The organism is Providencia sp. PROV188, assembly GCF_027595165.1.
GTDB lineage: Bacteria > Pseudomonadota > Gammaproteobacteria > Enterobacterales > Enterobacteriaceae > Providencia > Providencia lanzhouensis.
In genome coordinates, this window is sequence record NZ_CP097291.1 from 3225163 (window position 1) to 3238536 (window position 13374).

12 protein-coding genes and 1 other RNA gene are annotated in these 13374 nt (G+C 44.2%); 7 read left to right on the plus strand and 6 right to left on the minus strand.

From position 1 onward, the window contains the following. The first annotated feature begins 42 nt into the window (after positions 1-42). From M5X66_RS14750 to dagF, 3 genes are read left to right on the plus strand one after another with little or no spacing between them, the layout of a single operon-like run. Positions 43-1182: an amidohydrolase/deacetylase family metallohydrolase gene (locus M5X66_RS14750; RefSeq protein ID WP_036956151.1), complete on the plus strand. Its 1140-nt coding sequence runs from the start codon at positions 43-45 to the stop codon at positions 1180-1182. Next, positions 1166-2278, plus strand: coding sequence for a DgaE family pyridoxal phosphate-dependent ammonia lyase (locus M5X66_RS14755; RefSeq protein WP_036956149.1), 1113 nt, complete (start codon positions 1166-1168; stop codon positions 2276-2278). The genes M5X66_RS14750 and M5X66_RS14755 overlap by 17 nt, the downstream gene beginning before the upstream one ends. Position 2279: 1 nt before the next feature. After that, positions 2280-3020, plus strand: coding sequence for a 2-dehydro-3-deoxy-phosphogluconate aldolase (gene dagF / locus M5X66_RS14760; protein WP_036956146.1), 741 nt, complete (start codon positions 2280-2282; stop codon positions 3018-3020). A gap of 159 nt (positions 3021-3179) precedes the next feature. Here the strand turns inward: dagF and M5X66_RS14765 are convergent, their stop codons facing one another. From M5X66_RS14765 to rsmI, 3 genes are all read right to left on the minus strand, one after another. Further along, on the minus strand, positions 3180-4250 hold the full coding sequence (locus M5X66_RS14765; protein WP_270103687.1) for a 4Fe-4S binding protein: 1071 nt from the start codon (positions 4248-4250) through the stop codon (positions 3180-3182). A gap of 314 nt (positions 4251-4564) precedes the next feature. Further along, positions 4565-4938: RNase P RNA component class A (gene rnpB / locus M5X66_RS14770), an RNA gene on the minus strand. 103 nt (positions 4939-5041) lie between these two features. Continuing rightward, positions 5042-5914, minus strand: a complete 873-nt coding sequence (gene rsmI / locus M5X66_RS14775) for a 16S rRNA (cytidine(1402)-2'-O)-methyltransferase (protein ID WP_270103688.1) — start codon at positions 5912-5914, stop codon at positions 5042-5044. A gap of 61 nt (positions 5915-5975) precedes the next feature. Between rsmI and M5X66_RS14780 the strand changes: the two genes are divergently transcribed. From M5X66_RS14780 to dolP, 4 genes are read left to right on the plus strand one after another with little or no spacing between them, the layout of a single operon-like run. Next, entirely contained in the window at positions 5976-7655 is a 1680-nt protein-coding gene (locus M5X66_RS14780; protein ID WP_036956138.1) for a penicillin-binding protein activator, read from the plus strand. A 48-nt stretch (positions 7656-7703) separates the two neighbouring features. Next, positions 7704-8090, plus strand: a complete 387-nt coding sequence (locus M5X66_RS14785) for a YraN family protein (RefSeq protein WP_036956136.1) — start codon at positions 7704-7706, stop codon at positions 8088-8090. Continuing rightward, positions 8091-8681, plus strand: a complete 591-nt coding sequence (gene diaA / locus M5X66_RS14790; protein WP_006659121.1) for a DnaA initiator-associating protein DiaA — start codon at positions 8091-8093, stop codon at positions 8679-8681. Between the two features lie 9 nt (positions 8682-8690). Then, positions 8691-9266, plus strand: coding sequence for a division/outer membrane stress-associated lipid-binding lipoprotein (gene dolP / locus M5X66_RS14795; protein WP_036956134.1), 576 nt, complete (start codon positions 8691-8693; stop codon positions 9264-9266). A 63-nt stretch (positions 9267-9329) separates the two neighbouring features. Here dolP and mtgA read toward each other — a convergent pair whose 3' ends face one another. The 3 genes from mtgA to arcB all read right to left on the minus strand — a co-directional run bounded on the left by mtgA (position 9330) and on the right by arcB (position 13287). Beyond that, positions 9330-10052, minus strand: a complete 723-nt coding sequence (gene mtgA, locus M5X66_RS14800; RefSeq protein WP_154637157.1) for a monofunctional biosynthetic peptidoglycan transglycosylase — start codon at positions 10050-10052, stop codon at positions 9330-9332. An 8-nt stretch (positions 10053-10060) separates the two neighbouring features. Then, the gene (gene elbB, locus M5X66_RS14805) at positions 10061-10711 is read right to left on the minus strand and encodes an isoprenoid biosynthesis glyoxalase ElbB (RefSeq protein ID WP_036956130.1); all 651 of its coding nucleotides are present in this window, start codon (positions 10709-10711) and stop codon (positions 10061-10063) included. A 230-nt stretch (positions 10712-10941) separates the two neighbouring features. After that, a complete protein-coding gene (arcB, locus tag M5X66_RS14810) occupies positions 10942-13287 on the minus strand; it encodes an aerobic respiration two-component sensor histidine kinase ArcB (protein ID WP_036956128.1) in 2346 nt (781 codons plus the stop codon). Between the last annotated feature and the right edge of the window lie 87 nt (positions 13288-13374).

Consider the following 13374-nt stretch of genomic DNA (forward strand, 5'->3'; position numbering starts at 1 on the left):
GCGGTTTGAAGTATGACGAGTATGACTATAAAGAAGGTAATCATGTATTCTCTAATCATCAAACAAGGAAAGCGTATCGATGGCTCAATTATCGATATCCTAATCAAAGACGGAAAAATTCAAGCTGCGGGACCTGAGCTTTCCCACAATCAGCAAGCTGAAAAAATCATTGATCTTGAAGGAAAGCTGTATGTCAGCGCTGGATGGATTGATTCTCACGCCCACTGTTTTACCGAATCGCCAATTTACTTCGATGAGCCTGATCTCGCTGGTGCTGCTGGTGGTGTCACTTCACTGGTTGATGCGGGCAGTGTAGGTGCTGATGATATTGACAGGTTTTATCGGCTCACCACTCAGTCCAAAACCAATGTCTTCTCTCTGCTGAATATTTCACGCATTGGCATTATTGCTCAGAATGAGCTGTCCAACATGGATAATATCGACGATGCGAGTTTCCAAGCTGCACTTGAGCGCCACCCCGGCTTTGTGGTGGGCATGAAAGCGCGCATGAGCAAAAGTGTGGTGGGCGAGAATGGTATTGCGCCTTTGGTTAAAGCCAAAGAAATGCAGAAAAAACACCATCTTCCATTAATGGTGCACATTGGAAATAATCCGCCCAATATTGATGAAGTCGCCGACTTACTCACCCGTGGGGACATCATTACCCACTGTTTTAATGGCAAACCAAATAAAATTTTAGGGGATGATGGATACCTAAAACCATCTATTGCCCGCGCCCTCGCCCGTGGCGTGATCCTCGATGTGGGTCACGGCGGTGAAAGCTTTAGCTTCAAAGTCGCAGAGCAAGCCATGCGAATTGGCACCTATCCAGACATTATCAGCTCAGATATCTATCACCGTAACCGAGTGAATGGTCCCGTCTATAGCCTTGCATTCGTGATGACGAAATTCCTGTGTATGGGCTTTAGCGCCGAACAAATTTTACGCTGTGTCACTGAGAAAGCCGCGGATTTACTGTCTCTTCCTGCTAAAGGTTATTTAAAACCGGGCTTTGATGCAGACATCACCCTATTTGACCTCAAAGAAGAGGCAACCGAGCTGACGGATGCCGACGGCGAGCATCGCATCGGTACCCATCGTTTTGTTCCTGTTGCTGCCATCGTTGGTGGAAAGCACATTATTCCTGCACAAGGCGAATCTGAACATGCAATCAATCTATGAAAAATATCAGTTAAAACACGTTATTAATGCCTCCGGTCGTATGACTATTTTAGGCGTTTCGACCCCAACACCTGAAGTCGTCGAGCGCGTAGCGTATGGGCTGAACCATTATTTTGAAATTAAAGACTTAGTGAACAAAACTGGGGAGTACATCGCTCAACTGCTCAATGTTGAAGCTGCGGTTGTGGTTTCCTGCGCCTCTGCGGGTATTGCTCAAGCGGTGGCGGCGGTGATTGTGCAAGATGATGAGGATTTGCTGCTTAATTTGCACTCCTCCAGCAAATCCGTTCCTCGCGAAATTATTTTGCCAAAAGGGCATAACGTGAACTTTGGCGCCCCCGTGGACACCATGGTCACGTTAGGTGGCGGTAAAGTGATTGAAGCGGGTTTTGCGAATGAATGTAGCGCTGCGCAGTTAGCGGCAAAAATCACCCCGCAAACCGCTGCCATTTTATATATCAAATCCCACCATACTGTACAAAAGAGTATGTTAACCGTGGCGGAAGCCGCCAAAGTCGCTCATGCCCATCAGCTTCCCTTGATCGTGGATGCGGCCGCGGAAGAAGATTTAACTGCCTATTACCAAGCGGGTGGCGACATTGTGATTTACAGTGGCGCCAAAGCAATTGAAGGACCAACCAGTGGCTTAGTTGTCGGTAAAAAACAGTATGTTGAATGGGTAAAACGCCAATCTCAAGGTATTGGTCGTGCGATGAAAGTTGGTAAAGAAGGCATTTTAGGCTTAACACTGGCTATCGAGCAGTACCTCACCGCTACCAAAGAAACTGGGGCGGAAATGGTCAGCCGTATGGATAAATTCCTTAAAGATTTAAATACGATAGCCGGTATTTCAGCCCGTATTGTTTGGGATGCCGCTGGGCGTGATATCGCCAGAGCCGAGATCAGTTTCGATGAAAAAGCGATTGGCAAAACCACCTACCAAATCATGGATGAGCTGAAGCAAGGCAATACTGCGATTTATTTTCGTGAGTACAAAGCCAATGAAGGAAAGGTTGAAGCCGATATTCGCAGCGTCAGCACCGAGCAACTTGACGTCATTTCGCAGCAAATTCGTACGTTAGTAGAAGGAATTTAACATGAAGTTGTCACCAAATTTTTACCATGATCGTGTGTGCCTGAACGTTCTAGCAGGGAGCCATCAAAACGCAAAAGATATTTATGCCGCGGCGGAGAGTTTTGTGGTGGTTGGGGTGTTATCTAAAAATTATCCTGACCTTGAAAGTGCCATTGCGGATATGAAGGTGTACGCCAAGGAAGTGGATAATGCGCTGTCTGTCGGTTTAGGTGCCGGCGACCCTAAGCAGTCCACCATGGTGTCTCTGATTTCGAAAGAAGTTCAACCTCAGCATGTGAATCAAGTGTTTACGGGCGCACCGATTAGCCGCGCGCTACTAGGTCAGAATGAAACGTTTGTGAATGCGTTGATTTCCCCAACGGGTACGGTGGGCATGGTGAAAATTTCAACAGGCCCATTAAGCGCTCAAGCCCCTGATGGTATCGTGCCGATTGAAACCGCCATTATGATGCTCAAAGATATGGGCGCAGATTCTGTGAAGTTCTTTAATATGCAGGGCTTGAAGTACATTGAGGAATATAAAGCTATCGCAGAAGCTTGCGCGAAGTTTGATTTTTCTTTAGAGCCAACGGGCGGTATTGATTTAGAAAATTTCGCCGAGATTTTGCAAATCGCCCTCGACGCTGGCGTGAAGAAAATCATCCCACATATTTACAGTTCTATTATTGATCAAGCCACTGGAGATACCCGCCCAGAGGATGTCCGCCAATTGCTAAACATGGTTAAAAAAGCGGTAAATTGATGTAGCAATAAGCTACACATAAGAAAATAAATATTAGCGAGACGTTAAAGTACTTACCGCCATAACCATGACAAAGCAGCCAATGCCCCACTCACTTTTTGTGCCGTGGGGCATTTTACTTTTTATTTTTATTCTCTATTTTTTACTCTTCCTTTTGAATCAATGACCTATTCCTCTGGCATTCGGTATGATATGAAACCAATAGTTATCAGGAACCGGGCTATCCCAAACGCCGAGGTAAGCCGCAACCGCAATAGTGACGAATAAAATACCTAGGGTCAAAATGGCCATCACCATTCCCGATAAAGGGATTTGGTGTTTTTTAGTCGGCGTTTGTAATGAGAAAGCCAATGTTGATGCCACTGGGCAAGATTCAACGCACGTCATGCACCCCGTACATTCTACCGTTCTGACGTTGATTAATTGGTCAACAGGAATGCGTGATGGGCAATTTTTGGCACATTTTCCGCAATCAATGCAGCTTTCTACGTTTCGGCGAATTTTAACCGGCGAGAATAGCGAAAATATCCCTAGTAATGCACCATAAGGGCAAAGATAACGACACCATGCATTACGAATAAACAGGCTAGCGACGACAAGAACAGAAACTGTGATGAGTGAGGCGCTACTAATATAACGAAAGAAATCCAGCATTTTCACATCGATGATGATCCCATAAGGCGACATCATAAAGTATTGGATCATTTGCGCAGGCATGGAGAGCGAGATATAGAGGAAGAAAGCTAAGAGTAGGTATTTTAATCCTCTTAAGGGGATATCGAGCCATTTAGGTACTTTGATTTGAAAACGAAACAGTTTCTGACCTATTTTCCCGATATATTCCGATATTGTGCCTATCGGGCACAGCCATGAGCAAAAGGATTTTTTCAGTAATAAACTGATGATAATAAAGGAAGCCAAGAGAAACATTGCTGCGGCATGTATGGGAGGTAATCCCCCTGTTTCAATGGTGTATTTTAAGTTCATTAACCCCGCAATAGGCAGCCAGCCTTCGATGCCTCCCGGACGAGGAAGATACAACGTCGCACCGCCCGTTTCGTAATAGCGCACCCAGTAATAGAAGGTAATGCCTATATAAATGTTGATCGCCAAAAGCGTGATTTGCACGACTTTCCGCCATGTCGAGGCGTTGCGCCAATCATTCCAAGGGAGTTTTCCGCCAATGGTACCAGGACGGCGAGGGTATCGTACTGAGGGTTTCTTTGCCATGTCCGCCTATCTCTTTAACATGCATTTTAAATACCATTATTGTATTTAAGTCCCCAGAGCTCGTATTGATTTGCATCACTGCCTTGCGATGTTGGCGATGGATATGGCGTGTTGATAGGAAGATAAGTAAATAGAGATTTTTCTAAATAATTTGACTTGTCGTTTTCTTTATATCATTCAAGCTGAGATTTTTTCTAAATAATTCGAGGTGTGCCAAGGCGGCAAAATGAGGAAATCCCTAGGAGCATACACAAGTATGTGACTAGGGTTGACGAATGAAGCCAACGCAGTCACAACTTGAAGTATGACGAAAAAATTGGAGTTGGTCGGTAAGCCGGGTTCTGTCGTGGACAACCATTCATCTAGGCCAGCACTTGCGCACTGGCTCCAGCAACCTACCCGAGTTCAATGCGGGCCGCACCATATGAACCCCTATTTGGTCTTGCTCCGGGTGGAGTTTACCATGCCACGAACTGTTGCCAGTCGCGCGGTGCGCTCTTACCGCACCCTTTCACCCTTACCTGATCCTGTAAACAGGCCATCGGCGGTTTGCTCTCTGTTGCACTTGTCGTAGGCTCGCGCCTCCCAGACGTTATCTGGCACCCTGCCCTATGGAGCCCGGACTTTCCTCCCCTCTACCCGTCTCCCGAAGGGACTACGATAAAGCAGCGGTTGTCTGACCAACTCCGCGGCGAATTATAGGCACTTTACACTAGCTTGTACAGACTCAATGGCAGCCAAATTGCGTCAAAACCTATACTTAGACAAAAAAAACGGCACTTGAACAAAAATCACTCGCCGTCTTGTTGGTCTAGCATCAATTTGTATAACTGATTTTTCTTCAGACCATAAATTTCTGCGGTGATCGCAGCCGCTTTTTTCGGTGGTAATTCTTTTTGCAGTAAACCCAACGTACGAATAACATCTGGCGTAATCGCCGATTCATCCGTTTGTGGCTTATACCCTTCCACAATGAGTACCATTTCACCGCGATGACGATTTTCGTCTTCTTTTACCCATTCGAGTAATTCACCAACTGTGCGCCCTTCAATCGATTCCCAGGTTTTGGTCAATTCACGGGCTAAAACCACACGACGCTCAGGTCCCCACACTGCTACCATGTCTGCTAAACTGTCTAACAAGCGATGAGTAGATTCATAGAAAATCAGTGTTCGAGTCTCTTGCTCTAAGGATTGCAAAACATCTTTGCGTCCCTTGGTTTTCGCGGGTAAAAACCCTTCATAACAGAAACGGTCTGAAGGTAAACCCGCCGCTGACAAGGCAGTGATGGCTGCACAAGCGCCCGGTAATGGGACAACGCGAATGCCAGCCTCACGGCAGCGATTGACTAAGTGATAGCCAGGATCATTAATTAAAGGTGTACCTGCATCCGAGACTAATGCGATACTATCCCCTTGTTGAAGCTTGCTAATTAATTGATCTGCTTTTTGCTGCTCGTTATGATCATGTAGCGCAAACATGCGCGCATTGATGGCAAAATTCTGTAAGAGAATGCCTGAGTGCCTTGTGTCTTCCGCAGCAATTAGGTCAACATGTTTAAGCACATCTAACGCGCGTTGCGTGATATCTCCCATGTTACCAATTGGGGTTGGCACGATGTACAGCGTAGATGCCATAACCACTGCTTGATTAGGTTGATTCATTGTTTCATCCGAATAGCCGGTTTAAAATTAAGCAATTGAAAAATACACCATTGGATACAGTATGCGTCCTTCAATTTTTTTGCATTTGAAAAAAAGATTAATCTGCACTGCGATGTTGTCCACGTTGGCATTAACAGGGTGCCAAATCGAATCATCGACAACCTCGACAACAACCCAGCAGCCTAGCGTTTCTGATGCCAGCCATTACCAGTCCGTTATCGATACCGCTCAAGGCAAACCGTCGATGGATGTCCTGCGTGCTTTTATCAGCCAAGAACCTCTGCTAACCGATCCTGTACAACATCAGGCGAATATTGATTCTCTGTGGCAGATGTTAACACAGATGAAGCCAGAACAGATTCAAGGAATCGAAGCTGACGAAAATATTCTACTGGGCTGGGTCGACCTTCTGGATATCTACCAAAATAACAAAGATGACCCAGAGGCACTCCGTACTGGCATCGAAGACTGGAAAACTCGCTATCCGCATAATCCGGGCGCCAAAAATCTGCCAAGCGCATTAGTTCAAGGAACCATCTCCAAAGTCGGTGCTAACCCACGTATTGCGCTATTTTTACCGATGAGCGGACAGGGGCAAGTCTTTGGTCAAGCCATCATGCAAGGCTTCCTTGATGCACAAAAAGGTTTACCTTCAGGCCCTGCATCTCAAGCTTCTGAAGCACCAACTGCGCCACAAAGCTCGGGTAATGATGTGCTAGACCAGATTTACCAAGAAGTGGCTGCAACGGTTAATGAAAATACCAATTCCGAAGTGGCTTCATCCAGGGTGCGCATTGATGCAGCACCAACCAATACCCAAAGCGTTAAAGTCTTTGATACACAAGGCAAAGCGATCCCTCAGTTAGTCGCTCAGGCCACTTCTGAAGGGTATAACTTAATTGTTGGACCTCTACTGAAATCAGAGGTGCAAGCTATTGCTCAAATGAATGCGCCCGTCAATGTATTGGCACTGAATGAATTAGACGCTAACCAATTACAGCCACGTGCAAATTTATGTTATTTCTCTTTATCCCCTGAAGATGAAGCGAAAAATGCCGCTAACCAAATGAAATTAGACGGTAAACAGATGCCGTTAGTATTAGTGCCTGCATCCCCATTTGGTGATCGCATCGCAAAAGCATTTGCCGAAGAGTGGCAAGCAAAAGGCGGTGGCACTGCACTGATGCAAACATTTGGTTCTACTGCATCCTTAAAAGAGTCGATCAACCGTGGTCAAGGGATCCGTATGACGGGTACCCCAATCAGTATCGATACCCAAGGAATGGCTCCAACCAGTGGCGGTGTTGATGCGGTTTATATCGTGGCAACACGCGATGAATTAACCCTCGTCAAACCGATGATCGATATGGCAATCAGTTCCCGTCAGCGCCCTGCTTTATATGCCAGTTCGCGCAGTAACCAAGGGAACTCAAATGCGGATTATCGTTTCGAAATGGAAGGTGTGAAATTCAGCGAAGTTCCATTACTTGCTGGCGCAAACAACAACCTACGTAAACAAGCTCAAGGCAAAGTGAATAATGATTATTCGCTGTTCCGCCTGTATGCGATGGGTATTGATGCATGGTCGCTGGCGAATAACTACGATAACTTGCAGCAGCACAGTGATCAGTTCCGTGTTAACGGTGCATCCGGTACATTAAGCGTGCATGATAACTGTGTTATTTATCGTGAATTGCCATGGCTGCAATTTAAGCAAGGGCAAGTAGCGTCTGCGCAATAAATTAAACGAGGTCGCTTTATTGCTGCCTATTTTTCAGACAAGGATGTCATGAAAACCGTTAAAAAATCATTAAAATGGTTGACTGGTCGATATTACGAAAACCAAGCGCTATCCTATTTAAAGCAGCAAGGGCTCGCTTTTGTTGCACGCAATGTTCGAAATCGTGCGGGAGAAATCGATTTGATCATGCGAGATACATCAGGCTGGGTATTCGTAGAGGTTCGTTTTCGCAAGAATAGTGATTACGGAGACGCACTTTTATCAGTAAACTGGCACAAACGCAGAAAAATATTGTCCACCGCACAATATTGGCTTGCTCAACGACAAGAAAGTTTTGAAACAACACCCTGCCGCTTTGATATCTGTGCAATCACCGGCAAGCAATTTCAGTGGATTCAAAACGCATTTAATCTTAGTGAACAGGAATATAAGTAAGTGCTAGATAGAATAAAAGTTTGCTTTACTGAAAGCATCCAAACTCAAATTGCCGCAGCTGAAGCCCTGCCCGATGCAATTTCTCGTGCTGCAATGATGATGGTACAGTCACTGCTTAATGGTAATAAAATTTTGTGTTGTGGCAATGGCGCATCCGCAGCAACAGCACAGCGTTTTGCAGCAAGCATGATCCACCGTTTTGAAACTGAGCGCCCAAGTTTACCTGCTCTTGCGCTAAATACGGATAATACCGTGCTCACCGCGATTTCAGGAAGCAAGCAGCCAACTGAAATCTACGCAAAACAAGTTCGAGCGCTAGGCCAGCACGGCGATGTATTAATGGCTATCTCAACCCATGGTAACAGTGCCGACATCATTAAAGCCGTAGAAGCCGCGGTAACGCGCGATATGACCATTGTCGCACTCACTGGCTATGATGGCGGCGAGTTAGCAGGTCTTTTAGGACCACAAGATGTTGAAATTCGTATTCCATCCCAGCATAGTGTCAGAATTCAAGAGGTACACTTACTCACAGTGAATTGTTTGTGTGACCTTATCGATAACACGCTCTTTCCTCACCAGAACGACTAAGGAGACAAAATGCGATTACTTCCGATTTTTGCCATAGTGTTTAGCGCGGTTCTTTTACAAGGTTGTATTGGTGCTGCCGTTGTGGGTACTGCCGCAGTAGCTACCAAAAGCGCTACAGACCCTCGTTCTGTTGGTCAGCAAGTTGATGATGGCACATTAGAAGCCCGAGTCAGTGGTCAACTTAACAAAGATAAAGATATCACCAGCAAAGCCCGTATTATTGCAACGGCGTATAAAGGTAATGTCTTGTTAACTGGACAATCTCCCGACATGTCATGGGCAGATAAAGCCAAACAAATCGCCAGTAACGTTGATGGTACAGAAAAAGTGTATAACGAGGTTCGACAAGGTCAGCCCGTTGATTTAGGTACCGCGTCAAAAGACACTTGGTTAACCACCAAAGTAAAATCTAAGATTTTAGCCAGTGACGAAGTGAAATCAGGCAGCGTTAAAGTCATCACTGAGAATGGTGAAGTCTTCTTATTAGGTGTACTCACTCAGCAAGAAGGTGCTGCAGCAGCAAAAATTGCGAGTGAAACGGATGGCGTTCGTCGTGTAACGACGGCATTTACTTATCTCAATTGATTATAATTAGTAACCTATTGTTACAAAGCATCAAGCCATGAAGTCAAATTCATGGCTTTTTTTTTATTCCTCACCTATATCGTTATTTTTCAGATAATTCCTATCTCCTAATAAGCTCATCTGATTAAGTATCCACGCTTGCCTTTTTAAAACATATGAAGATGGATTTTTCACATGAAATCGATGAGGATTAGGTAAAACAGCGGCTAAAAGTGCAGCTTCCTGCCGGGAAAGCTTACTAGCAGGCTTATTGAAGAATTTATTTGCGGCCTCTTCAACACCAAAAACCCCTTCTCCAAACTCCGCAATATTAAGATAAACAGTAATGATCCGAGTTTTTGACCACATCAACTCCATAACTGGCGTCATTGCTGTTTCAAGGCCTTTTCTTATCCAGCTTCGTCCATCCCATAACCATAAGTTTTTCACTGTTTGTTGAGAGATTGTTGAAGCCCCCCTAACTGTCTGTTTATTACTCGAATTATGTTTATATGCTCGCTCAATTGCATCAAGATCAAATCCCCAATGATGAGGAAAATTTTGATCTTCAGAAGCAATGACAGCGAGATAAAGATAGGGAGAAATCTGTTTTTCACTCACCCAAGTCGAATGAGAAACATAAGAAAAATTAAAGCTTACCCATGCAGAAAGCTGTCTTTCGACCATCACTGCAGAAAAGGGAACAGGTATAAATTTGAAGATCACAACAGACACTAGCCAGAGGGCAAGTAATGAAAGTGTGATCTTCTTTAACCAATACCACAAGCGAGAAACAAACTTTTGCATTGAGTTAATTACGCCATTTCTAATACTTTCTCAACCAGCTTATTGATACCTATATTTGCCTCAGCAATGGATTGAGCCAGCATATAAGCAGGGGTTGTAACAACTTTGTTATATTCATCAACCACAATGTTATCAACCGTGCAAACAACATGCTGTCCACCCATCTTTTCAATTTGGGCAATCGTTTCAGTATCATTACCAATCGTCAATTTCACTGATGTATTTAACATCTTCGGTAGCATGACAGGAGCAATACACATCAGCCCTAGCGGCTTTTTCTGTTGGTGCATTGCCTGTACTAAACTTAATAGTTGTTTATTAATTTCACATTCGCTTCCCTTCACCGCAAAATCACATAAATTTTTTGCCACACCAAAACCACCAGGAATTATAAGGGCATCTAGCTTAGAGGCGTCTGCTGATGACAAAGGCGCTATTTTTCCACGAGAAATACGTGCAGACTCTTCCATTTGGTTACGTTTTTCTGTTTTTAATCCGCCATTAACATGATTAATTACAGTAGCTTGATAATCATCTGGCGCATAAAAGTGAACTTCTGCATTATTTTTACTTAAAGCAAGCATAGTTAATACTGATTCATGGATCTCGCTTCCATCAAAAACACCACAGCCACTTAAAATTACCGCAATTGATTTCATATCTTCGTCCTTTTGTAGTAAATTACTCCCCAGAGCGAAAGCAGACAAACATCAATCTTCATCACAGATTTTAATGAATCTTGTAACAGGTTCGATAAATTTTGGTATCTTGATAACGTCTGAGTCGTGACAAATGCATTTTAATGATTCGCCTAAGATAAAAATTATAAGCGAATCAATGATTTCCCTGGTGTTGGCGCAGTATTCGCGCACCCCAACTTAGGTTGGGGTTATTTTTTTGTACGACCATCCACCCAGTTTCTTAATGTTTCTATATCTGATTTCCAATCCTGTTTTAACTCATCAACCCACTCTTGCACATTGTCCCACCATGCTGGTAATTCAGGGGATTGGATTTGCTGAGCGAGTTTCTGTAAATTTTTCAGACCAACTGAACCCGCGGCACCTTTAATTTTGTGAGCTTCCTCAACAATTCCCTTCTGATCTTTAGCCACCATATTGGAATCGAGAATCGCTAAATAGCCCGGTAGCATTTTTTCAAACACCTCTAAGCCGTCATAAATCAGTTTTGGCCCAACTAATTCAATGTATTGCTCTAACATTTCACAATCTAAAATTGACTCATCAACTTCTGCCATATCCACTTGCTCCTCATGCTTGTCATTTGAAGATGCATTCTCGCCCCAGAATTGCTCAATCACTTGAGTGAGCGCAGGAACCGATAATGGTTTGCTCAGAACACCGTCCATTCCCGCATCGAAGTACTCTTTCTTATCTTTGAGGACATTCGCGGTAAGGGCGATTAATGGTGGTAAATCATCCTTATCATACTGTTGTTTAAGCTGTTTAGAGATATCTAACCCCGTCATGTCAGGAAGTTGAATATCCAGTAGAACTAAGTCATATTCCCCAGGTGCAAACATCTCTAGCGCGTCTTTACCTGTCATTGCAACATCAACTGTGTTGCCAAGGTTCTCCAGCACAGAACACGCCACAACCACGTTTAGTTCAATATCTTCCACTAGTAAGATATGGAGCGCTGGTAATGGGTAATCATCGTCGTGCTGTTGCTGCTCTTCGATTTCAGCCTCAACTTCAGGGGCTATAATCGACAAAGTAAATGTTGAACCATGTCCAATATCGCTTTCCACACGAATATCGCCCCCCATACTTTGTGCTAACCTACGGGATACAGAAAGCCCAATCCCCGTTCCCGTTGCAGGACGTCCACCTGCGGAGTCACGGACCTGATAATACATAGCAAAGATTTTATCTAATTCATCTTTCGGAATACCGATGCCACTATCTTTGACTTGGAAAAACAGCTTGTCATCCGCTTCACGCCAAATGCTTAATTTAACTTCACCTTTCTGAGTAAATTTCACCGCATTACCGATTAAGTTCCACAGAATTTGGCGTAAACGCGTGCCATCCGTCAGAATGGTTTTAGGTAAGCCGTGTGCGACATCCATAACAAACTTCAAGCCTTTCGGCTGAACCAGTAGCCCGCTTAAGTTTTCTAAATCGTTCACAAATTCAGGCAATGTCACAGGTTGGTTATCCAATTGGACTTTGCGACGCTCAATTTTGTCCATTTCAATCACATCATTAAAAATATTGCCTAAAGTGACGGCACTGACGTGAATGGTTTTTAAATAGCTTGATTGTTCTTTGGTAAGCTTAGTATCCAGTAAAATGCGGCTAAGCCCCACAATGCCATTAAGCGGCGTACGAAGCTCATGGCTGATAGTAGAGATAAAGGTGGTCTTCTCTCTACTAGCGTTCTCTAACGCCTCCTGATAACGCTTACGCTCGGTAATATCACGTCCAAACCCCATTAGCCCGTGACGTTTCCCTACGCGGTCATAAAATGGCACTTTTCGCAGCTCAAAACAGGCTTTTCGCCCATCAGGGTAAACTAACCACTGTTCATAGGTTAATGCCACATTGTGTCTGAAAACTTTTTCATCCGTTTCCATCACTTTGGCAGCAATTTCTTCATCATAAATATCCAATGGTGTTAAACCGACTAGCTGTTTTTCACTCTTACCGGTGAGCAGCTCCATCGCACGGTTACAGCCAGAAAATTCATTGTTTTCATTGCGATAATAGACAAGATCAGGGGAAGCATCGAGGAACGAACGCAGTAAAACAGATTGCTGTTCAAACTCAATTTGAGTCTGTTCACGGTATTTCATTTCTTGTTTGAGTTGCTCTAACAACTCAAGATGGGCGCTTTCGGCTTTTTCACGCTCTAAAATTTCTAAGTTAAGTTGCTCAATATTGCCTTGCAGCTGAGTATTCAGTTCCGCATCACGCTTTCGCATCACTTCGAGCTTATCAACCATGCGCGTTAAACGCTGGCGAGACTCTTCTAATTGTTCTACCACCACCGAAAGAAAATAAACTGCTAATGGCGTAATAATTAAGCCAAAGAAAATGGAGCCAACCATATCGAGGCTATCGACTTGCCCCCGAAGAAAAATCGCTACCGCCATTTGCATTATCATGGCGAGCACAACTAACGCTGACGCGAGAAGCAAAGAGAAACGCACTAAGCCTAGCTTCATCATCAGGTCAACATAGTATTGTGCAAGACCGCGAAGTACTTTCATAACCACCCCTTAGTTAAATTCTCACTGAATCATATATCAAACAGGGCTGTTTCGGATGGGGTTTCATACGAAATATCGATCCTGCTC